Genomic DNA, 22,475 nt, shown 5'->3' on the forward strand with positions numbered 1-22,475 from the left:
CATCACGGCGCGGGAACGTCGGCGGCGTCGGGGATCAAGGTTTGGACATGCTTGCCCTCGCCGCCCTCGTAGCGCATCAGCGCCACTGGCCGTAGCGGCATGCGGTCGGTGCCGGCATAGGTGATCTTGCCGGTGATGCCTTCGAAATCCTTGAGGCCGGCGATGGCGTCGCGGACGGCCTTGGGATCGTCGGAGCCGGCCGTCTTGACCGCCTGGTCGAGGATCAGGCCGATCTCGTAGCCATTGACCTCATAAGTCGATTCCGGTGCGTGGCCGGCATATTTGGTGAAGGCGGCGTTGAAGGCTTCGAGCTTGCTGCCCGGCTCGGCATAGCCGGCCGCGGTGTAGACGACGCCGTCGACCAGCTTGCCGAGCGCCTTGATGGTCGGCGTGCCGATGGCATCGGCGCCATAGACCGGGATGGTGACGCCGGCGCCGCGCAATTGCTGGATGAAGGCCGGGAAATCCGGCTCGTAGGCCGCCGTCATGATCAGGTCCGGCTTGTCGGCCAGGCCCTTGATGTTGGTGATCTCTGCGGAGAAGTCAGGCTGGCCCATGCTGAAAGTGCCGCGACCGACAATGGCGCCACCCTTCTTCTCGAACACCTTGCCGAAATATTCCGGCAGATTGGCGGTGTAGGTGGAGTCCGGCGAAGTCAGCAGGAACACCTTCTTCTTGCCTTCGGAGACGGCGAAGTCGGCGACCGCCGTCGCCTGCACATTGTCGGCCGGATAGGTGCCGAACATGACGTCGCCGACCGCGCCGGTCAGCACCGGGGCGGAGCCGCAGAGCGTCAGGGTCGGAATGCCGAGCGGCTGGGTGAGCTGGCCGGCGGAAATAGAGGGATCGGCATCGCACGGCGTGATCATGATCTTGGCGCCGGCGTCGATCAGTTCCTGGGTGACAGTGGCGGTCTGCGCGGTGTCGGAGCGGGTGTCCTTGATCAGCAGCTTGACGGTGTATTTACCGCCAAGGCCACCTTTAGCGTTGAGTTCGTCGAGCGACATGCGCAAGCCGGCAAGTGCCGGCTGATCGTAAGGAGCAAGGCCACCGGTCTGCGCGGTCGCGGCACCGATGATGATCTCCTCGGCACTGGCCGTCGAAATGGCGGCGATGCCGAACACGGCAGCGCACAAAGCGGCGCGATGGAGTCGATAGAGGCTTGGCATGTCGGTTCTCCTTCTGGATTTCTTATGGTTGGCTGTCGTTGCGGGTCATGCGGTCTGGTTTTCAGGCGTTGCGGTCTTGGCGCGCGCCGTGCGGCTGCCGAGATAGGCGGCGATGACGGCGGGGTTCTTCTGGACGTCTGCGGGCGTGCCGTCGGCGATGACGCGGCCATGATCGATGACGACGATGCGCTCGCACAAATTCATCACCAGCCGCATGTCGTGTTCGATCAGCACCACGCCGATGCGACGCTCGGCGCGAACCGTCGACAGGATCGAGACCAGTTCGGCGGTCTCGACGGCGTTCATGCCGGCGGCCGGCTCGTCGAGCAGCAGAAAGCGCGGCTTCAACGCCAGAGCGCGTGCCACTTCCAGCCGGCGGCGCTGGCCATAGGCAAGCCTGGCGGCCGGCTGATCGGCAAATCTCTCCAGCCCCATGCGCGCGAGCTCGCCCATTGCCGCCGCCTCGGCATGGCCAAGATCCGGCTCCACCTGGCGTGCGGCGACGACGACATTCTCCAGCACCGTCATGTGCGGGAAGACGCGGATGTTCTGGAAGGTGCGGGCAACGCCAGAGCGGGCAAAGCGGAAGGCCGAAGCCTGCCGCACCGCGCCGCCGACCGACACGGTACCGGCACTTGGCTTGATATCACCGGCCAGCATGTTGAGCAGCGTCGTCTTGCCGGCGCCATTGGGGCCGATGATGCCGGTGATGCTGTCCGTTTCGAAACTCAGGCTGACGTCGTCGACAGCAATGACGCCGGCATAGCGGCGCGACAGATGGTCGGCGGTGAGCCGGCCACTTTCGACATGCTGCGGAGGTGACGCCGAAGCCGTCACGGCCTGACGTCCGGGCCGGCGCAGAAGGTTCAGTTCACGTTCGCCGAACAGGCCGGTCGGGCGTCGCCAGATGACCAGGATCATGGCGATGGCCAGCACGCCCTGGGTCAGGCCGAACAGCACAGGCAGATGCAGGCCGAGCACTTCGCCGCCGCCTTCGAAGCGGCGCACCACTTCGATCAAAACGATGGTGACGATGACGCCGGCGAAAGCGCCGAGCGACGAGGTCATTCCGCCGACGATCAGCATGGCGAGCATGGTGAAGCCGAGGTCGAAATAGAAATCGCGCGGCGAAAACGCACCAAGGAATTGCGCCATCAAGGCACCGGCGGCCATGGCGGCAACGACACCCGCCACCCAGGCGGCCAGACGCGCCGTGCGCTGGTCGACGCCGACGGCGGCCGCACCGCGCTCGTCATTGGCGGCGGCGCGTGTGGCAAGGCCGAAGGAGGTTTCGCGAAACAACCTCGCCGCCACCAGCGCCGCCGAAGCGACGACCGCGGCCGTCCACAGCCCGACCTCGCGAGGCACGCCGTAGAAGGGCTGGCTGCCGCGGGTGATCTCGCGCCCGGCGACCAGCAGCGTGTAGACGATGATCAGCATGGCCAGCGTGGCGATCGAGGCACTCGACCCGGACAGCCTGAGCAGCGGCGTGCCGGTCAACAGGCCGATGATGACAGCCAGGACCAGGACCACGACCAGCGCCGCGAAGAAGGAGAGTTGATGCCCGGCGAGGAATTCCGGCAGGTCGCGCAGCGCCGTTCGCTGCAGTGCGGTCGGCATGGTGAGGATGCCGGTGGCGTAGGCGCCGAGGCCGACAAAGGCCGCTTGGCCGAACGAGACGATGCCGCTGTTGCCGGAGAAGATTTGCAGGCCAAGCACCGCCGTCAGCATGATCGCGGCATAGGTGACGACGCGTTGCATGGCGGCGCCGCCGAAGATGAAGGCGGCAAGCGCCACCAGCAGCAGCACCGCCACCATGCACAAGGCATCGGCGGTGGCGTTGCGAAACGCGGCCGGCATGAAGCCGCTGGGCTTGCTCTCGCTCATCGTCACCGACACCATCACGCGGCCTTGAAGCGATTGGGCGAGAACGGCGCCAGGATCGGCTGCGCGCCCTCGGTGACCAGCCTGGCCACCGCCTCGCCGACGGCTGGCCCGGTCTTGAAACCGTGGCCGGAGGATCCGGCCGAAACGACCAGCCCTTCGACAGCAGGCATGGCGCCGATGACAGGCAGATCGTCGGGGCTCATGTCGTAGAGCCCGGCATAGCCGGGCCGGATGCCAAGCTCGGCCATGGCCGGCACACGGGTGGCGAAGGTCTCCAGGATCTCGACCGATTCTGATTCCTCGACACCTTCCATATAGGTGTCGGGATTTTCGACGAAGCGCGGCCGGCCCGCATGTTCATGGCGCAGGCCGGTGCCGCCGCCGGCCCAGGTGCCGGCCAGGATGACGCCGTCATTGTCGGGCCGCGCATAGTTGCAGGAAATGTCGTCGCACCAGGCGAAAGGCATGACCTGCCTAGCCTTGCCGGCGGCGTCGAGCACGGCCATCGGATGGCGCTCGACATGCAGCGGCAGATCGAGGCCAACCGTCGCCAGCAGCCGGCGCGTCCACGGCCCGGCGGCCAGGACGACCGTATCGGCCTCCAGCACCGTTCCATCGGTCAAGGTGACGCCGGTGATGCGGTCGCCCTGCCGCTGAAGGCTCTCGACCAACGTGTTCTGCATGATCTTCGCACCGCTGGCGCGAGCGGCACGGGCGATGGCATTGGTGGCGCCGAAGGCATCGGCATAGCCATATTCCGGCTCCCACAGCGCCAGCGCGACATTGTCCAGCGCAAAGCCGGGCGCGGCGTCGGCAAAGGCTTGTGGCGACAATGTCTCGATGTGCGCGCCCTCGCCGCGGATGCGTTCGGCTGCCGCCGTCCAGCTCGCCTTGTTGTCGTTGCCGCAGACCCACATCATGCCGACCTCGGTGACGAAGGAGCCTTCGCCCGCGACCTCCGGCAGCGACACCAGTATCTCGCGGCCGCGGATGGAAAGCTGCGACAGTTCCGGCATCAGGTAGAAGGCGTGCAGCAGCGCCGACGATTTGCCCGACGGGCCGCCGGCGGGATGGGTCTGCTCGACCAGCGTGACCTTCACACCGGCCTCGGCCAGATGATAGGCGGCGCTCGATCCGACAATACCCGCACCGACGACGATGACGTCGCTTCCGTTTCGCATGGCTGTTCCCCACAGTCTCTTGGCTGCTTTCCGACAAGGTAGGGCCAGCGATCGCGCAATGTCAACATCTCTTCATTGTTGACCGAGATTTAAATCTCTGTAATAAACTCGACAAAACAAGAGAACGCGGATTTCGGGGAGGCCCATGGCGATACGCGATGTTCTGATGCGCGGGGATCTCACGCTGACACCGTCGGAGGAGAAGATCGTCCGGCTGCTGTTGACGGACTATCCGACCTCCGGCCTCGGCACCGCTTCGTCGCTGGCGCGGCGCGCCGGCGTCAGCGATCCAACCGTGGTGCGGCTGGTGATGAAGCTCGGCTATGAAGGGTTTCCGGATTTCCAGGCAAAGCTTCTGGCCGAGGTCGAGGCAAGGCTGCATTCGCCGCTGCTGATGATGGAGGCCAAGCGGCAGAGCGGTTCCAACGACAGCGCTGTGCTGGCCTATCTCGATAGCGTCACCACGGCCTTGCAGAAAGCCACCGCCGCGACACCCGTCCAGACATACGAGCGGGCGGCCCGTCTGCTGATGGAGGCCAAGGGCGAGGTCGTGCTGGTTGGCGGCCGGTTCAGCCGCCACATCGCCGGCATGCTTGCCGGATATCTCGTGCAGTTTCGCCCCAGGGTTCGCGATCTCGGTGTGCTCTCGCCACAGACCTTCGACACGCTGGCCGACCTCGACCGCCGCGACGTGCTCGTCGTCTTCGACTACCGCCGCTACCAGCTCGATGTGATGGCCTATGCAAAACAGGCGGCGGCGCTCGATGTGCGCATCGTCCTGTTCACCGACCAGTGGCTGTCGCCGATATCAGATCTCGCCGAAGTCACCATCGTCAGCCCGCTCGAAGTGGCCTCGCCCTACGATACGCTGGCGCCGGCGATCGCCCAGATGGAGGCCCTCACCGCTCATATCGTCTCGACGCTGGACGACGACGCTCGTGCTCGCATTGAGCGGCTTGAGAAGGTGCGGCATGCCAATGCCGTGACGCTCGACAGCGACCCGCAAGAGAACGGCGCGGGCCATACACCCGGACCACGTAAGACGCCGGGACCCAAATCAGCAAAGCAGGACGACAAAGCATGACCCAGACCCTACCCAGACGAAACGAAGCCTTCCGTGCCGGTGAAACGGCGCTGCTGCTCGTCGATATGCAGCGCATCTGGCTGGAGCCGGGCGCCGATCCGTCGCATCCGGAGCGTGGCCCGGATCACTATTTCTACCGGCAGACATCGTCGCAGACGATCCCCAACCAGGAGCGCCTGCTGGCCGCCGCGCGGGCCAACGGCGTCGAGGTTCTGCACACGATCATCCAGAGCCTGACCGAAGACGGCCGCGACCGCTCGCTCGACCACAAGCTGACGCCGATCCATGTTGCGCCCAGCCTCCCCGAGGGCCTGCCGGTGGCGTCGCTGGCGCCGGTCGGCGACGAGATCATGCTGCCGAAGACGTCGTCAGGAATCTTCAACTCGACCAATGTCGACTACCTCCTGAAGAACCTTGGCATTCGCTATCTCGTCGTGGTCGGCGTGCTGACCGATCAATGCGTCGACATGACGGTGCGCGACGGCGCCGACCGAGGCTACCTCGTCACCTGCGTAGCGGATGCCTGCGCCACCATCACGCAGGAGCGCCACGATATCGCGCTCAAGGCCTTTGGCGGCTACTGCTGGGTCACCGACACCGACACGGTCGTTGCCCGCTTCAACGCTTTGGAAAAAACGGCATGACATCGACCGTCGAGCCTTTGGTTGCCGTCGTCACCACGGATCTCTCCGCCGTTACGCGAGGTCGCTTCGTTGCCGAAAGCAAGTTGCAGAAAACCGTCACGACCGGCGTCGGCTGGCTGCAGGCCAATCTGTCGCTGACGCCGTTCAACTCGATCGTCGATCCCAACCCCTGGGGCTCGTCGGGCGACCTGCGGCTGATCCCCGATCTCAAGGCGCGCTTTCGCACGACACGCACCGGATCGCCGACGCCGTTCGACATGGTCGCCGGCGACATCGTCGAGCTCGACGGCAACCCGTGGCTCGGCTGCACGCGCACGATGCTGAAAAATGCGCTGGCCGAACTGAAGGAGGCGACCGGCCTGTCGGTCATCGCCGCCTTCGAGCATGAATTCCATGTCGCCGACGGCGGCTTCGCGCCGGCGCATTCGATGTCTTTCGCCGCACTGCGCCGCGCCGACCCGTTTGCGCCCAATCTGATGGCGGCGCTGGAGGAGGCAGGTGTCGCGCCCGAAGTGGTCATCGCCGAATTCGGCGACGAGCAGTTCGAGGTGACGCATGAGCCGGCGGACGCGCTGACGGCGGCCGACCGCGCCGTCGCCATCCGCGAAATCACACGCGAATTGGCGCGCAATGCCGGCTGGCGTGCGAGCTTCGCGCCCAAGACGGCGCCAAACGCCGTCGGCAACGGCGTTCACATCCATTTCAGCTTCGTTGACGAGGCCGGCAAGCCGGCGACTTACGATCCGGCGCAACCCGGCGGACTTTCCGCCAAAGCCGGCGCCTTCTGCGCCGGTGTGCTGCGTCATCTGCCAGGGATGACCGCCATGACGGCGTCAAGCGTGTCGTCCTACTACCGGCTGAAGCCGCACAGCTGGAGTTCGTCCTACACCTGGCTCGCCGACCGCGACCGCGAGGCTTCGCTTCGCATCTGCCCGACGGTGACGATCGGCGGACGCGATCCGGCGCGGCAGTACAACATCGAGTACAGGGCCGCCGATGCCACCGGCAATCCCTATCTGTCGCTGGCGGCAATCATCCGCGCCGGGCTGGAGGGACTGAAGGCGGATCTGCCTTCGCCGCCGCTGGTCACCGGCGACCCGACGCTGATGAGCGAGGCGGAGCGGGCAAAGCTCGGTCTCGTGCGCCTGCCCGAAACCCTGCCGGCGGCGCTGGACGCGCTTGTGGCCGACAGCACCGTGACGGGATGGTTCGCGCCTGTCTTCATCGAAACCTTCGTCGGCCTCAAGCGACACGAAGCGGAGCGCCTTGCCGGTCTCGATCCGGCCTCCATCTGCGATCTTTACCGGACGCTCTATTGATGACTGCACAGACTGAAAAGGAACTGCCCGCTCAAAAAGATTGGCCCGACGCCGTTGAGGTCCTCAACGAGCGCGGCCATTCCGATATCGTGCTGTTGTGCGAGCATGCGTCCAACCACATGCCGGCCGAGTATCGACAGCTCGGCCTCGATGACAGCCATCTGCAGCGCCACATCGCCTGGGATATCGGCGCCGCCGAGGTGACCCGCCTGCTGTCGTCGAAGCTCGATGCTCCGGCCTTCCTCAGCGGTTATTCGCGGCTGCTGATCGACCTCAACCGGCCGCTTCATAGCCAAGGCAGCATTCCGGTTCTGTCGGAAGACACCGACATTCCCGGCAATGTCGGCATCGATGCGGCGGAGCGGACGCGGCGCGCGGAGACCATGTTTTCGCCGTTTCATGACCGGGTGGCCGCGTATCTCGACCGCCGGGCGCAAGCAGGCCGGCAGACGCGGATCGTGACGATCCATTCCTTCACGCCGGTCTTCCTCGGTGTCAGCAGGCCCTGGCATGCCGGCGTGCTGCATAGCCAAGCCAGCGATCTCGCCGAAGCGATCCTTTCGGGCCTGCGCACTGATGCGGCGCTCAATGTCGCGGCCAACGTGCCCTATGTGATCAGCCGCGATGCCGACTACGCCGTGCCTATCCATGGCGACGATCGCGGCATCCCCGCCGTCCTCGTCGAGATTCGGCAGGATTTGTTGTCGACACGGTCCGGCATCGAGGAATGGGCGAACCGCCTGGCGGCGGCACTGCCCGCTCAGCAGGCGGAGACAATCCCGTGAGCAATCTCAGCCTGCGCGAGCGTGACGCGGCGACGATCGCCCAGATCGGCAAGCTGCGTTTCTCGCCGCTCAGCGTCATCGGCGGTCGGGGCAACCGGCTGATCGAGGAAGGCGGCCGCTCCTTGCTCGACCTGTCGGGATCGGCCGGTCCGGCGGTGCTCGGCTACGGCCATCCGGCTGTCGTCGAGGCGGTCGAGACGTCGATCCGCAACATGGCAGGCGCCAGCCTGCTGCTCTACCCGAACGAGCCCGCCGTATCGCTGGCAGAGCGGTTGCTGGCGATCACTCCGGGAGAAGGCGAACGGCGCGTCTGGTTCGGCCATTCCGGGTCGGATGCCAATGACTGCGCGGTGCGCGTGCTGCAGGCGGCCACGGGCCGCTCGCGCTTCATCTCGTTCATCGGTTCCTATCACGGCAACCTCTCGGGCTCGATGGGCATCAGCGGCCATACCGCCATGACCCACACACTGCCGCGGCCGGGTGTGCTTCTGCTGCCCTACCCCGATCCTTACCGGCCGAACTTCAGCGCCAAGGATGTGCTGGCCCTGCTCGACTACCAGTTCGAGACCACATGCCCGCCGCATCAGGTCGCGGCGGTGTTCATCGAGCCGCTGATGTCGGATGGCGGACTTATCGTGCCGCCACCCGGCTTCCTCAAGGCGCTGCAGGAGCGTTGCCGCAAGCACGGCATCAAGATTGTCGTCGATGAGGTCAAGGTCGGGCTCGCCCGCAGTGGTCTGATGCACTGCTTTCAGCACGAAAGATTGACGCCGGACCTCGTCGTCTTCGGCAAAGGCATCGGCGGCGGCCTGCCGCTGTCAGCCGTGATCGGACCAAAGGAAATCATGGACCATGCACCGGCCTTCGCGCTGCAGACGACCGCAGGCAACCCGGTGGCGACATCGGCCGGCAACGCGGTGCTGAAGACCATCGAGACGGAAGGCCTGGTCGAGCGCTCGGCGCGGATCGGTACGCTGTTTTCCGATGCACTGCGGGCACTCGCCGCCAGGCACGAGATCATCGGTGACGTGCGCGGGCGCGGCCTTGCCATCGGCGTCGACCTGGTCAAGAACCGCGCGACGCGCGAGCCCGTTCCAGCCACGACCACGGCCAAGATCATCTACCGCGGCTACGAACTGGGCGCGGCCTTCACCTATGTCGGGCTGAAGGCGAATGTGCTGGAATTCATGCCGCCGCTGACGCTGACGCAGGACGAGGTGGCCGAGGGTGTGGCGATCGTCGACCAGGCAATCGCTGATGTGAATGCCGGCAAGGTCTCGGACGCAGACGTCGCCTCCTTCATGATGTGGTGAACAAAGGCGCGTCTACGGGCTGTGACAGAAATTGTCTCGGCAGCCCTCGATTCGGTGCGCGACAATTATCCTGCGACGCGCACGATGAGCTTGCCGAAATTCTTGCCATCGAGAAGGCCCAGGAAGGCCTGTGGCGCATTCTCGATGCCATCCACGATATCTTCCCTGTAGCGGACGCGGCCGGACGCGATCCAGTCGGCCATCTCACGATAGAAGGCCGGCCGCTGGTCGACAAATTCACGCTGGATGAAACCCCTGATCGTCAGGCTGCGGTGCAGCACTTGCTGCATCAATGTCGGCAGCCGGTCGATGCCGGCATCAGCCATGGCGTTGTATTGCGCGATCAGCCCGCAGACCGGCACACGCGCAAACTCGTTCAGCAGGGGAAACACCGCGTCCCAGATGGGACCGCCGACATTCTCGAAATAGATGTCGATGCCATCAGGGCAGGCTGCCTTCAACTGCTCGGCAAAGTCATCGGCACGGTGATCGACGACCGCGTCGAAGCCGAGTTCGTCTCGCACGAAGGCGCATTTTTCGGCACCGCCGGCGATGCCGACGGCACGCGCCCCCTTGATGCGCGCGATCTGGCCGACAGCCGACCCGACCGCGCCGCTGGCCGCCGCCACCACGACCGTCTCGCCAGGCTTCGGCTGTCCGATGGTGAGCAGGCCGGCATAGGCTGTGAAGCCCGGCATCCCGAGCACGCCAAGCGCCGTCGTGACGGGTGCGGCCGCAGGGTCCAGCTTGCGCAGCCCGACACCGTCGGACAGTGCAAAACTCTGCCATCCCGAATGGGACAGGACGATGTCGCCCTCGGCGAAGTTGGCATGGCGGGATTTGACGACACGCGCGACGGTGCCGCCTTCCATCACGCCGTCGACATCGACCGGCTTGGCATAGGATTTCGTGGCGTTCATGCGCCCGCGCATATAGGGATCGAGCGACAGGTAAAGGATCTGCAGCAGCAGTTCGCCCTCCCCCGGCTGGACAATTTCAGCGGTCTCGATGCGGAAGTCGCCTGGCTTCGGCCGGCCTTGCGGTCGCGCCGCGAGCACGATTCGGGTGTTGGTCTGGATCGGCATTGGAGACCTCTCTGGGCAGGATGTTCTACTCGAAAAACCGGTTGGGCGGCCGCTTCAGGCCGAGATTCTCGCGCAGCGTCGATCCCTCATATTGCCGCCTGAAGATCCCTCGCCGCTGCAGTTCGGGCACGACCTTCTCGGCAAAATCATCGAGCCCGGCAGGCAGGTGGGGAAACATGATGTTGAACCCGTCGGAACCCTCGCCGACCAGCCATTCCTCCATCTCGTCGGCGATTGTTTCAGGCGTGCCGACAAAGGCAAGGCCGGAATAGCCGCCCAGCCTTTGCGCGAGTTGCCTGACCGTCAGGTTTTCCTGGCGCGCCAGTTCGATGACGCGCTCGCGGCTGCTCTTGCTCGCATTGGTCTCGGGGATTTCCGGCAAGGGCGCATCCGGGTCAAAACCGGATGCGTCATGCCCGATCGTGATCGACAGCGAGGCAATGCCGCTCTCATAATAGACGAGGCTGTCGAGCTTCGCCCGTTTGGCCTGCGCGTCCTCGACGCTGTCGCCGACCACGACAAAGGCACCCGGCAGGATCTTGATGTCGTCGCGCGACCGGCCGAGTCTTTCCGCACGGCCTTTGACGTCGGCGAAGAAACGCTGCCCCGAGGCGAGATCGGCATGGGCGGCGAAAATGACCTCCGCTGTTTCGGCCGCCAGCTGGCGTCCTGCCTCCGAGGCGCCGGCCTGGACGATGACCGGCCAGCCCTGCACCGGCCGCGCGATGTTGAGCGGGCCGCGCACCGAGAGATGCTCACCCTTGTGGTCGAGCACATGCAGCCTGGCCGGATCGAAATAGAGCCCGCTTTCGGCATCACGGATGAAGGCATCGTCGGCGAAGCTGTCCCACAGGCCGGTGACCACATCGTAGAATTCCCGCGCCCGCCGGTAGCGCTCGTCATGTTCGACATGCTCGTCGAGGCCGAAGTTGAGCGCCGCATCCGGATTGGACGTGGTGACGATGTTCCAGCCGGCGCGCCCGCCGCTGATATGGTCCAGCGAGGCGAAGCGGCGGGCAATATGATAGGGCGCATCGAAGGTGGTCGATGCGGTTGCGACCAGACCGATATGGTCGGTGACGGCGGCCAGCGCCGACAAAAGCGTGAACGGCTCGAACGACGTGACCGTATGGCTGCGCCGCAGCGCCTCGATCGGCATGTTGAGAACGGCCAGATGGTCGGCCATGAAGAAGGCGTCGAACTTCGCCGCCTCCAGGGTCTGGGCGAAGCGCTTCAGATGCGCGAAGTTGAAATTGGCATCAGGATAAGCGCCCGGGTAGCGCCAGGCGCCGGTGTGCAGGCTGACGGGACGCATGAAGGCGCCGAGACGCAATTGTTTCCGTGTCATGAAAGTCGTTCCGACCGATCGATACCGTCGAGCACCAGCGCTCGAAGCCTGACTTAAGATCGGACGGTCCGCCCAACTCGGGAAGGTATTCTGTTCCGCCGCGCCGGGCTTTTGCAGAATTTCAGTTTTTCGCCCGAGCCCCCCCGGGCCCGCGGGAAAAAAATGGCCGGGCTCGAATGCGGCCCGGCCAAAAAGAAGGTCAAAACCTTCAGAGGGGAACACCGTCCAGCGGAATGGGAGGAAACCGCCGAACGATTTTACCTGTTTGAGCTTATTTCGAAGCCTTGGCGACGAATGACATTCCAAAAAATACACAAAACGGCAAAAATTCGTGCGCCATTTTGTCGAATCCTTACGAGCCCGCGGTTCCGGTCTCGAGAAGATCGGCATAGTGGCGGCGTGCCACGTCGGGATGGGAACGCAGCCGGCTTTTGAGCACATTGGTGCCGACATCGCGGAACAACGGGTTGTCGGGATCGCTTGCCGGCCCGCGCGCCTGCGCCGCCAGTTCCTCGGAAAGGCCGAGAAGCGGAATGGTCGCATCGAGCCGGGCGCTGAAGAAGAAAGGAACGGAGATCCGCTCGACGCCGGCAGGCGGCGTCACGACGCGGTGCACGGTGGCGCGGAGATATCCATTCGACGCCAGTTCGAGCAGCTCGCCGATGTTGACGACCAGCGTTCCAGGCAGCGGATCCACATTCACCCAGCTTCCGTCATATTCGACCTGCAGCCCCTTGTTGTCGTCCTGCAGCAGCAGGGTCAGGAAACCGCCATCCTTGTGCGCGCCGACGCCCTGGTCGCCTTCGGTCGCGTCACGGCCGGGATAACGCACGATCTTCATGCGATGGTTGGGCGAGTCGCGGTAGATCGCGTCGAAGGCATCCTCGGGTTGATCGAGCGACAGCGCGAAGGCCTTCAGCAGCCGGATCGCCACCGCTGTCGCCTTGGTCTGCCATGCCAGCAGCGCCGGCTTGAGTTCAGGCAGTGCAGACGGCCACTGGTTCGGCCCTTGCAGCCGTGTCCACGGTGCAATTCCAGGTCCCTGCGCGATGGGCTGGCGCTCGACGCCGATGTCGAGTTGCTCACGCCAATCGGCCGCGCCCTTGGTCAGTTCGCCGCCGGCGCGGGTGTAGCCGCGAAACTGCGAGGATTTCACCATTTCGATCGCCAGCTTGTCGGCCTCCGGCAGCGCGAAGAACCGGCGCGAGGCATCGAGCACGTCGTCGATCTCCGAGGCCGAAATTCCGTGGCCGCTGAGGTAGAAGAAGCCGACATCCCGGGCCGCCGTGCGCAGGTCCAGGAGAAAGGTACGATATTCGGACGCACCTTGTTCGAGACGACTCAGATCAAGCACCGGCACAATTCTGGGCATGGTCAGGTTCCTTCTTTTCTCTGCCTTGGATTTTGCATGACGCTCCCCCACAGAAGCGCGAAACTGGAAACGACCGCTCCCGTCCACAGCAGTTCGGGCGAATAGCGCCTGATGCCGAGGAAATGCCAGGTCTTGCACAGCGACATGGCGAGCGAGCAGCGATCGGATGTCTGCAGCAGGCACGGCAGGGTGCGCTCGATCGGAAAGCCGGTGTTCGACATGACTTGCGCATAGACGATCGCCCACCAGACGAGGGCGACTAGCGTCAGGGCAATCCCCGCCGCTTCCAGCCAGCGCAGCGAAGACGACTTCCTAGCCGATGCGTTTTCGGTCATGCCGAGAACCCGAGAATTTCGAGGATATGCTGGCGCTGGGCGACGATGCGAGGGTCGTCGCGCCGCCGAGGATAGGGCAGATCGACCGAAACCTCTGCCTTGATGCGCGCCGGGCGCTCGGTCAGCACGATGACGCGTTCGGACAACAGCAGCGCCTCTTCGACGTCGTGGGTGACCAGAATGACCGTGTATCCGGCCTGCCGCCAGAGCGCCAAAAGCTCCTCCTGCATGGTCAGCCGGGTGAGCGAGTCCAGCCGTCCCAGCGGCTCATCGAGCAACAGCAGGCGCGGGTCGTTGACCAGGGCACGCGCCAGTGCGGCACGTTGCGCCATGCCGCCGGAGAGCTGATGCGGAAAGGCGGAGGCGAAGGCTTCGAGCTTGACCAGGCGAAGCGCATCATCGATCCGCTTCTCGCTGCCGGCCAGAACGCCGCGCGCTTCCGGCCCGATGGCGACATTGTCGCGAACGGTCCGCCACGGAAACAGGGTCGGATCCTGAAACACCAGAACGCGCGAAGGATCCGGCCTGGCGACGATTGTGCCATCCGCCAGAACGCCGCCGCTGGTCGGCCTTTCCAGCCCTGCGGCCAGCCGCAGCAAGGTCGACTTGCCGCAGCCGGACGGGCCGAGCAGCGCCACGAACTCGCCCGGCGCCACGGCCAGGTCGATCTGGCGCAGCACCGGCAAGGGCTGCCCATCCAGATCGTATTGATGCGAGACGCCCTGGAAGTCGACAGCCAGACCGGCAGAGTTATCGGATGCTGCGTGAACGGCGGCAGAGGCTACCACTGCACGACCCCCTTCTGCCAACCGAGCAGCCGGTCGCGCACGACAAACAGCAGCTTGACGAGACCCGAACAGAGCAACGCCATGATGATCAGCATGGCATAGACGTTGGCATAGGCCGAATAGGCGGTCTGGAACTGCAGATACCAGCCGAGGCCGTATTTAGCGCCGAGCATTTCGGCGACCACCAGCACGGCAAAGGAATAATACAGCCCCATGAACAGGCCGACGAAGACATGCGGCAAGGCAGCCGGTATCGCCACGCGCAGAACCAGATAGCGGCTGCTGGCGCCGAGCGTGCGTGCCACGTCGTAGAAGGAACGGTTGACCGAGTTGACGCCCGACGCGGTCAGGATCGCGACCGGTATGCCGGATGCAACCGCGACAAGGAACAGGCTGGCCTGGAACGTCGTCGGGAACAGGAAGAAGGTTGCCGGGATCCAGGCGCTCGCCGGCACCGGCCCGATCAGTTTCAGCACCGGCATGCCCCAATAGGCGAAGGTTTTGGACCAGCCTAGCGCAACGCCGCCGATGAAGCCGACGATGATGCCGCTGAAGAACCCGATCGTCCACAGCCGCGCCGTGTAGGCGATGCAGATGAGGATGCGCTGCCAGTCGACGATATAGACATGCAAGAGGCCGTGCGGTGGCGAGAAGAAAGGTTTCGGCATCCAGCCGAGCTTGGCCGTGATCAGCTCCCAGAGCGCGAACCAGAGGCCGAGCGCGATCAGCCAGGGGCCGTAGTGGATCACCCCGCGGCCAAATCCACCAAGCTTTTCAACGCTGAACGCGAGACCGGCAAGGACCACCGCTCCAGCGACCAGCAGGGCGACGAAGACATCGCGGCTGCCCCACGGCACGACATCGGGAAAGGCAACCGTGACAATGGCAGCGAGCAGCCAAGCCGAGGCGGCATAGAGCCCGTGCTTCCACACGGGCCCGGCAAAAGCGGAAGAAACACCCTTTTCGCCTGCGTCCTTGTCGACCGCTGCGCTCATCACTGTGACCGTCAGGCCAGAATGTCGACCGTCACCCGCTGTGCGAGTTCCGCCGGGTCGGTGGTGGGATCGAGGACCTTGATCAAGGCGAGATCAGCGGCGGCGTGCTTCACCTGGTCCTGAAGATCCTTGCCGACCGGATGGTTGTGCAGCACCCATGAGGCAATCTCGTCGCGGATATCTTCAAAGGGGAAGCCCGGGTTGAGATTGTCGACGAACCACTTGGCCACCTCGTCTGGATGCGCCGCTGCATATTCGTGGATCTCGATGTCGGCTTCGGCCAGCCTCCGGATGGCATCCTTGTTGGCGTCCAGGAAGGCCGAATTGACGCCAAGCACACAGCAGACCGCGCCCTCGAACGAGCCGGTTTGCGTGTTGGCAACCTCGACAAGGTCGAACTTCTTCTTGTGGGAATAGGCCCACGGATCGAGATGCGCCAGCGCGTCGGCCTGGCCCTTGCCAACCGTTTCGCCGACCAGATCGAACGGCACGTTGAGCCAGTTCACATCATTTTCGGGATCGAGGCCGGCCTTGGCCAGCGCGACCTGGAAGGAGTGTTTGGGTGGGCTGGCGACATCGTAGGAGACGATGGTCTTGCCCTTCAGTCCTTCGAGCGTGGTGACGCCGGAGGCCTTGGACGCCAGCAGCCTTGTACAGCCGCCATGCGAGCCGACGAAGAGCTTGACGTCCAGCCCCTGCTCCAGCGGCTTGACCCAGTCATAGAGCAAGCCGGCGCCGGCATCCGTCTTGTTGGTGGCGATCGACTGGATCAGCGTCTGGCCGCTGGCACCTTGATAGTAGAGCTCGATGTCGAGATCATGCTTGGCATAGATGCCCTTCGACAGGGCGAAGGCGATCGGCGAATGGCAAGCCGCGAACTCGGTCCACGACAACCGCACCTTGGTCGCATTGCCGGCAATGGCGTAGCTGGTCGGCCTGGCGAGCAGGCCTACAGCCGCGGCGCCAACACCAAGCGCGCCGGCGGCGCGCAGAACACCGCGCCGCGAGATTTTCGATGTTGCCGTGATTTTCCTGCTGGAAGTCAATGTCCCCTCCTGTGATCGGATCGATGTGGAGCTAGTGATTTGTTCGCCAGAAAAATGCCTCAGGCGGCCTTCAATTCGCGATCGCCGGCGACCTGATCGAGCGCCTGTTCGAGATCGCGGATGATGTCGTCGGGATGCTCTATGCCGACGGAGAGCCTGACATAACCGGGCGTTACGCCAGTCGCGAGTTGCTCTTCCGGCGAAAGCTGCGAGTGGGTCGTGGTCGACGGATGGATAGCCAGCGAACGCGCGTCGCCGATGTTGGCGACGTGATAGAGCAGCTTCAGCCCATTGATGAAGGAACGCCCCGCCTCGCGACCATCCTTGAGTTCGAACCCGACCAGCGCGCCGTAACTGCCCTGGCGGAAATAGGCATCGGCCCGGCGCTTGCTCTCGCCGCCCTGGTAGCGCGGGAAGATGACGTTGCTGACCTTCGGATGACCGCGCAGAAACTCCGCCACCTTGATGGCGTTCTCATTGTGCTGGCGGATGCGCAAGGGCAGCGTCTCCAGGCCCTGCAGCAGTTGAAAAGCATTGAACGGGCTGATCGCGGCACCGACGTCGCGCAGCAGCACGGTGCGGATGCGCAGCACATAGGCCACAGGTCCAAGCGGTTTGGCCGCCTCGACCCAAACCTTGCCGTGATAGCTTGGATCGGGCTGGTTCAGCGTCGGGAAACGTTCGGCATGATCTTCCCATGGGAAGTTGCCGCCATCGATGACGATGCCGCCAATCGAGGTGCCGTGGCCGCCAATGTATTTCGTCGCCGAATAGACCACGACCGCCGCGCCATGGTCGAACGGCCTGATGATCAGCGGTGCGGCGGTGTTGTCGATGATCAACGGCACGCCGAGCGACCGGCCGATGTCGCCGACTTCCTTGATCGGGAAGACATGCAGCTTCGGATTGGGCAGCGATTCCGCGTAGTAGGCGCGTGTCCGCGCATCGGTGGCACGGCGGAAATTCTCAGGATCGGACGGATCGACGAACCGCACCTGCACGCCCAAATGCTTCAGGGTGGCGGCAAACAAGGCCCAGGTGCCGCCATAGAGATCGGTGGCGGAGACGATGTTGTCGCCGGCGCCGGCAAGGTTCAGCACCGAATAGGCCGAGGCCGCCTGGCCGGAGGACAGAAGAAGGGCGGCAGCGCCTCCTTCCAGCGCCGCGATGCGGGTCTCCAGCGCATCCTGCGTCGGGTTCGACACACGCGTGTAGATATGGCCGATCTCATCGAGCGCAAACAGGCGATCGGCATGATCGGTGTCCTGGAATTGATAGGACGTGGTCTGGTAGATGGGCACGGCAACGGCACCGCTGGTGGGATCGGCGCGCCAGGAGCCGCCGTGAAGGGCAAGGGTCTCGGGAGAAAGATTTTCCAGGGTCATGTGTCGTTCCTTCCTGATGGTTGCGGCGGTCAAGCGACGGGTACGGCGTCTGTGCGCGCCTGGGCGGCCAGCAGATCGGCGTGATGGCGCCGCGCGACGTCGGGATGCGAGCGCAGCCGGCTCTTCAGCGCGTTCTGCCCGGAGTTTCGATAGAGAGGATTCGTGGGATCGCGGGTGACCCCGTTCGCCTGTGTCTTGAGGTGCGGCGCCAGATCCAGGAGCGGTATCTCGGCATCGAACGGAGCGCCGAGGAAGAAGGCGATTGACAGCCGGTCGGTGCCGGCCGGCGGCGTCACGACCCGGTGCACGGTGGCCTTCAGATAGCCGTCGGTCGCCATTTCCAGGAGTTCGCCGATGTTGACGACAAAAGTGCCGGCGCGCGGCTCGGCGTCGATCCAGCCACCGTCGGCGGCTTCGACCTGTAGCCCCTTCTGCTTTTCCTGCAGCAGAAGCGTCAGGAAGCCGCTGTCCTTGTGGGCGCCGACGCCCTGCTCGCTTTCGGTCGAGTCGCGACCGGGGTAACGAATGATCTTGATAAGGTGGTTTGGCGTCCCGGCATAGATGGTTTCGAAGGCGTCCTCATCCTGCTCCAGGACAATGGCAAAGGCCTTCAGCAGGCGCGTCGAAAGATCGGTGAGGCGATCCTGCCACTCCAGCAGAAGCGGCTTCAACTCGGGCAAGGCGCCTGGCCATTGGTTCGGCCCCTGCAGGCGCGTCCAGGCCGGCAGTCCGGCATCGCGTGGCAGCGCCGGCGCCTCCGAGCCGACATCGACCTGCTCGCGCCAGTCCCTCTGGCCTTTCGTCAGTTCCTGGCCAACCCGGTTGTAGCCGCGGAAATGCGGCGAGTTGACCATCTCGATCTGGAGCTTGTCCCTGTCCGGCAAGGCAAAGAAACGTCGTGACGCGCCAAGCACATCGTCGATCAGCGACTGCGCAATGCCATGTCCCGTCAGGTAAAAGAAGCCAACATCGCGTGCAGCCCGCCGCAATCCCTCGCTGAATTCTTTGCGAGACACCGGATCGGCTTCGTAGCGAGAAAAATCCAATACCGGAATCGTTCTCTTGTCTGCAGAATTGCTCATGTCGATCCTCACGTTTGGTGATCGAAGCGTCGCACCGCAGGCGATGGAAACAAAGAAAACGTCATCCCTTTCGGCGGCGGGTGAGGAAATTCCAGTATCGCCTGTGCAGGACAGGCAGCGCGTTTTTGTTAATTCTACAAAATTAGTAGATTTTGATTTGTGACCGGTATCACGTGTTGATCTCTACTCTGCAGCCGCCCGGATCCGCTCGCGGCCGCGCTCCCAGGCCAGGCCTGGGACCGCCGCCAGCAGCGCACGCGCATAGTCGGATCGGGGGCGCGTCAAAACCTGCTCGGCGGGTCCGTCCTCGACGATCTTGCCGCGCTGCATGACGACGATGCGGTCGGCGATCGCCGAGGCAACGCGCAGGTCGTGGGTGATGAACAGCATCGACAGGCCGAGGTCACGTTTGATTTCCGCCAGAAGGTCGAGAATCTGCGCCTGTATCGAGACATCGAGGGCCGAGACCGGTTCGTCGGCGACGAGCAGATCGGGCTCGAGCATGAGCGCGCGCGCCAGGCCGATGCGCTGCCTTTGGCCGCCCGAAAAAGCATGCGGAAATCGATTGGCCGTACCGGGGTCGAGCCCGACGCGGACAAGAAGACGGGACATGCGTTCTTCGGCCGCCTCGTGTGAGAGGCCGTTGATGATAGCGGCTTCCGTGAGGATACGGCGGACGCGGTGGCGGGGATTGAGGGAGGCGAAAGGATCCTGAAACACCATCTGGATACGCGGGCGCAAAGAGCGTTCCCTTGTCGTGCCGGCGAGATCGCGTCCGTCGAAATTCAGGCTGCCTTCATCCCAGTCGGCCAGCCCGACGACGCATTGGCCGAGCGTCGTCTTGCCTGAGCCGGATTCACCGACAAGGGCAACCGTCTCGCCGCGCCCGATCGTCAGATCGACGCCGTCGAGCGCCCTGGTGACGGATGCCTGCCGCCGCCAAGGCGCGCGGCGATCGCGATAGGTCTTGGTCAGCCCGCGGACGACGAGAAACGGATCCCCTGCGTCTTGTCTCTTGACGGTACCGGCATGCAGAACCGGAACGGCTTCGATCAGGCGGCGTGTGTAAGGCTGCGACGGTGCTTCGAGAACATCGTCTGCCCTGCCGGCCTCAACCACCCGCCCCTCCTTCATCACCACGACACGGTCGGCGATGTCGGCGACCACGCCGAAATCATGGGTGATGAACAGGATCGCGAGACCGAGCCTTTCGCGGATTTCAAGGATCAGCCGCAGGATTTCCACCTGGGTCGTGACGTCGAGCGCGGTGGTCGGCTCATCGGCGATCAGCAGATCCGGATCGTTGGCGATCGCCATCGCGATCATCACCCGTTGCCGCTGTCCGCCCGAGAGTTGGTGCGGGTAGCGGTGGATGATCGTCTCGGGATCCGGAAGCCTGGTTGCCCGCGCCAGCTCCAGCACGCGCGCCGCGCGCGCCTTGCGGTCACCACCATCATGCGCGGCGAGCGCTTCCTCGATCTGGCGGCCGATGGTCAGCACCGGGTTGAGCGCACTCATCGGTTCCTGGAAAATGAAGCCTATGCGCTTGCCGCGCAGCAGGCGAAACGACGCCTCGCTGATCCCGGCGATGTCGCGACCGTCGAAACGGATCGCACCGGCCGTGACCCGAAGCTGCTTTGCAGGCAACAGGCCGGCAATGGCCGCGGCCAGTACGGATTTGCCGGACCCGGATTCGCCGACCAGGCAGAGCACTTCGCCACGGTCGATGCGCAACGATACGCCCTCGACGGCCAACGCCCGATCGGCATCGACCGGCAAGGCGATGGAGAGACCGTCGATCTCGACCAGGGCACTCATGCGCGCCCGCCGCGATTGCTGTTTCGAGGGTTGAGCCAATGATTCAAGCCGTCGCCGACAAGGTTCAGGGACAGCACGGTGAGGAAGATCGCCAGGCCCGGAATGGTCGACAGCCACCAGTTGACACGAAAGGCGGTCCTGCCGGTGCCGAGCAGATAGCCCCAGGAGACGAACTCGCGGTTGCCCAGACCCAGGAAACTGATGCCGGACTCGATCAGGATGACGGTTGCCGTCATCAGCGAAGCGGCGACGATCACCGGCGACAGCACATTGGGAAGGATGTGCCCCCAGATGATCCGGGCGGTCGACAGCCCGCCGACCCGTGCAGCGCGCACGAAGTCCTGGTTGACGAGGCTCAGCACCTCGGCACGGACCAACCGCGCGATCTGCGGCCAGCTGACGATTGCGATGGCCAGGATGATCGAGGCCAACGAAGGCGCGATGATCGCAACGATGACGACCGTCAGCAGGAAGCTCGGGATGGTCTGGAAGAACTCGGTGAACCGCATGGCGAGGTCGTCGACCCAGCCGCCGAAATAGCCGGCGACAGCGCCTATCGCCGTGCCGAAGGCCACGGCGAGCAGCGTCACCGCCAGAGCGATCAGCAGCGTGACCTGTGCCCCGTGGGCGATGCCGGCCGCAAGATCGCGGCCGAGCATATCGGTACCGAACAGATGACCCGGACTGAAGGGCGGCAGGTTCGGACGGGCGACCATGCGCCAGGGATCGCCTGGAAAGAGAATGCCGGCGAAGATCGCCATCAGCAGGATCGCAATCAGGATCAGCGCGCCGGCAACGGCGCCCGGATGCTTAAGGAACGAGCTTCGCAGCAACGCCATGGCCTCAAGCCCCCAGTTCTATGCGCGGGTCGGCGGCGACGTAGAGAAAATCCGCGACCAGGTTGATCACGACGACGATTGCCGACGTGATGAAGAAGATCGCCAGCAGGAGGTTGTAGTCCCGCTGCATGAGGGCATCGAAGGCGAGACGCCCGACGCCCGGCCAGGCGAAGACCGTCTCTATCAGGATCGAACCGCCGATCAGCTGCCCGGCCTGCAAGGAGGCGAAGGTGATGATCGGCAGCAGCGCGTTCCTCAGAACATGCTGGCGCCAGATCAGACCCGGTCTCAGGCCCTTGGCCCTGGCGGTGCGGACGAAATCGCGATCAAGCACGTCGAGCACCGAGGCGCGCGTCACGCGCATGTAGATGGCCATATAGAACAGGCCGAGCGTCAGGGCCGGAAGAATGAGGTGGACGGCCACATCCCCGACAAGCGAGAGATCCGAACCGCCCTCGCCCACCGTCTGCATGCCGTAGGATGGCAGCCAGTTGAGCCAGACCGAGAACAGCAGGATCGCCATCAGGCCGGTCCAGAACAGCGGCATGGCAAAGAACATCACCGAAATGCCGGTGAGCACAGTGTCGAGCAGAGTGCCGGCGTGCCGGGCGGCGATCGACCCAAGCGTAATGCCGGCCGCCAGCGCAAAGCCGAATGCCGTCACTGTCAGCAGCAGTGTCGCCGGCAGCCGTTCCGCGATGATGTCGATGACAGGGCGCTGGTCCCGGTAGGATTGGCCGAAGTCGAGACGCGCCAGCGATTTGGTGTAGATCCACAACTGCTCGGGAACAGAGCGATCGAGCCCGAGGTCATGGCGCAGTTCCGCGACAAAGGCCGGGTCGGCCGCGCCCTGGTCTCCGGCCAGGACCGATGCCGCATCGCCGGGTGCCAGCCGAAGCAGCACGAAGTTGAGGACGATAACGCCAAACAGAATGAGAACCGCGCGGGCAGCCCGTCCCGTCAGGAAACCAAGACGATCCATCCTCACCCAGCCCCGCGC

At 64.4% G+C, this 22,475-nt stretch carries 21 protein-coding genes; 6 read left to right on the plus strand and 15 right to left on the minus strand.

Features of this window, described 5'->3' with window-relative positions:
• Window positions 1-2: 2 nt before the first annotated feature.
• From HB777_22855 to HB777_22865, 3 genes are read right to left on the minus strand one after another with little or no spacing between them, the layout of a single operon-like run.
• The gene (locus HB777_22855; protein QND66475.1) at window positions 3-1,169 is read right to left on the minus strand and encodes an ABC transporter substrate-binding protein; all 1,167 of its coding nucleotides are present in this window, start codon (window positions 1,167-1,169) and stop codon (window positions 3-5) included.
• Between the two features lie 45 nt (window positions 1,170-1,214).
• On the minus strand, window positions 1,215-3,071 hold the full coding sequence (locus HB777_22860) for a branched-chain amino acid ABC transporter ATP-binding protein/permease (GenBank protein QND66476.1): 1,857 nt from the start codon (window positions 3,069-3,071) through the stop codon (window positions 1,215-1,217).
• Window positions 3,071-4,237 (minus strand): FAD-binding oxidoreductase, encoded by a 1,167-nt coding sequence (locus HB777_22865; GenBank protein QND66477.1) that lies wholly within the window; start codon window positions 4,235-4,237, stop codon window positions 3,071-3,073. The genes HB777_22860 and HB777_22865 overlap by 1 nt, the downstream gene beginning before the upstream one ends.
• Before the next feature lie 145 nt (window positions 4,238-4,382).
• On the opposite strand from HB777_22865, the gene HB777_22870 reads away from it, so the two are divergent.
• Genes HB777_22870 through HB777_22890 form a run of 5 tightly spaced genes read left to right on the plus strand, consistent with a single transcriptional unit; the run spans window position 4,383 to window position 9,382 of the window.
• Window positions 4,383-5,321: a MurR/RpiR family transcriptional regulator gene (locus HB777_22870; GenBank protein QND66478.1), complete on the plus strand. Its 939-nt coding sequence runs from the start codon at window positions 4,383-4,385 to the stop codon at window positions 5,319-5,321.
• Entirely contained in the window at window positions 5,318-5,965 is a 648-nt protein-coding gene (locus HB777_22875; protein QND66479.1) for a cysteine hydrolase, read from the plus strand. The genes HB777_22870 and HB777_22875 overlap by 4 nt, the downstream gene beginning before the upstream one ends.
• Entirely contained in the window at window positions 5,962-7,284 is a 1,323-nt protein-coding gene (locus tag HB777_22880) for a glutamine synthetase (protein QND66480.1), read from the plus strand. The genes HB777_22875 and HB777_22880 overlap by 4 nt, the downstream gene beginning before the upstream one ends.
• A complete protein-coding gene (locus HB777_22885; GenBank protein ID QND66481.1) occupies window positions 7,284-8,069 on the plus strand; it encodes an N-formylglutamate amidohydrolase in 786 nt (261 codons plus the stop codon). Before HB777_22880 ends, HB777_22885 begins: the two co-directional genes overlap by 1 nt.
• Entirely contained in the window at window positions 8,066-9,382 is a 1,317-nt protein-coding gene (locus tag HB777_22890) for an aspartate aminotransferase family protein (protein QND66482.1), read from the plus strand. The genes HB777_22885 and HB777_22890 overlap by 4 nt, the downstream gene beginning before the upstream one ends.
• 65 nt (window positions 9,383-9,447) lie before the next feature.
• Here the strand turns inward: HB777_22890 and HB777_22895 are convergent, their stop codons facing one another.
• From HB777_22895 to HB777_22935, 9 genes are all read right to left on the minus strand, one after another.
• Window positions 9,448-10,467, minus strand: a complete 1,020-nt coding sequence (locus tag HB777_22895) for an NADP-dependent oxidoreductase (GenBank protein QND66483.1) — start codon at window positions 10,465-10,467, stop codon at window positions 9,448-9,450.
• Window positions 10,468-10,492: 25 nt separating this feature from the next.
• On the minus strand, window positions 10,493-11,815 hold the full coding sequence (locus tag HB777_22900; GenBank protein ID QND66484.1) for an LLM class flavin-dependent oxidoreductase: 1,323 nt from the start codon (window positions 11,813-11,815) through the stop codon (window positions 10,493-10,495).
• 352 nt (window positions 11,816-12,167) lie between these two features.
• Complete coding sequence (locus HB777_22905; GenBank protein QND66485.1) at window positions 12,168-13,187, minus strand: isopenicillin N synthase family oxygenase; 1,020 nt, start codon at window positions 13,185-13,187, stop codon at window positions 12,168-12,170.
• Window positions 13,188-13,189: 2 nt separating this feature from the next.
• A complete protein-coding gene (locus tag HB777_22910) occupies window positions 13,190-13,522 on the minus strand; it encodes a hypothetical protein (protein ID QND66486.1) in 333 nt (110 codons plus the stop codon).
• Window positions 13,519-14,310, minus strand: coding sequence for an ABC transporter ATP-binding protein (locus HB777_22915; protein ID QND66487.1), 792 nt, complete (start codon window positions 14,308-14,310; stop codon window positions 13,519-13,521). Before HB777_22915 ends, HB777_22910 begins: the two co-directional genes overlap by 4 nt.
• Entirely contained in the window at window positions 14,304-15,305 is a 1,002-nt protein-coding gene (locus HB777_22920) for an ABC transporter permease subunit (GenBank protein QND66488.1), read from the minus strand. Before HB777_22920 ends, HB777_22915 begins: the two co-directional genes overlap by 7 nt.
• An 11-nt stretch (window positions 15,306-15,316) precedes the next feature.
• Window positions 15,317-16,333, minus strand: a complete 1,017-nt coding sequence (locus HB777_22925; protein ID QND68875.1) for an ABC transporter substrate-binding protein — start codon at window positions 16,331-16,333, stop codon at window positions 15,317-15,319.
• A gap of 77 nt (window positions 16,334-16,410) precedes the next feature.
• On the minus strand, window positions 16,411-17,736 hold the full coding sequence (locus HB777_22930) for a bifunctional O-acetylhomoserine aminocarboxypropyltransferase/cysteine synthase (protein QND66489.1): 1,326 nt from the start codon (window positions 17,734-17,736) through the stop codon (window positions 16,411-16,413).
• A 29-nt stretch (window positions 17,737-17,765) separates the two neighbouring features.
• Window positions 17,766-18,818, minus strand: a complete 1,053-nt coding sequence (locus HB777_22935) for an isopenicillin N synthase family oxygenase (protein QND66490.1) — start codon at window positions 18,816-18,818, stop codon at window positions 17,766-17,768.
• Here HB777_22935 and HB777_22940 point away from each other — a divergent pair.
• Window positions 18,817-18,981: a hypothetical protein gene (locus HB777_22940; protein ID QND66491.1), complete on the plus strand. Its 165-nt coding sequence runs from the start codon at window positions 18,817-18,819 to the stop codon at window positions 18,979-18,981. The genes HB777_22935 and HB777_22940 overlap by 2 nt on opposite strands.
• A 20-nt stretch (window positions 18,982-19,001) precedes the next feature.
• Here HB777_22940 and HB777_22945 read toward each other — a convergent pair whose 3' ends face one another.
• Genes HB777_22945 through HB777_22955 form a run of 3 tightly spaced genes read right to left on the minus strand, consistent with a single transcriptional unit; the run spans window position 19,002 to window position 22,457 of the window.
• On the minus strand, window positions 19,002-20,636 hold the full coding sequence (locus HB777_22945; GenBank protein ID QND66492.1) for an ABC transporter ATP-binding protein: 1,635 nt from the start codon (window positions 20,634-20,636) through the stop codon (window positions 19,002-19,004).
• Window positions 20,633-21,475 (minus strand): ABC transporter permease, encoded by an 843-nt coding sequence (locus tag HB777_22950; GenBank protein ID QND66493.1) that lies wholly within the window; start codon window positions 21,473-21,475, stop codon window positions 20,633-20,635. The genes HB777_22945 and HB777_22950 overlap by 4 nt, the downstream gene beginning before the upstream one ends.
• Before the next feature lie 4 nt (window positions 21,476-21,479).
• On the minus strand, window positions 21,480-22,457 hold the full coding sequence (locus tag HB777_22955) for an ABC transporter permease (protein ID QND66494.1): 978 nt from the start codon (window positions 22,455-22,457) through the stop codon (window positions 21,480-21,482).
• Window positions 22,458-22,475 lie beyond the last annotated feature (18 nt).

It is taken from the genome of Mesorhizobium loti, assembly GCA_014189435.1.
GTDB classification, from domain to species: Bacteria; Pseudomonadota; Alphaproteobacteria; order Rhizobiales; family Rhizobiaceae; genus Mesorhizobium; species Mesorhizobium loti_G.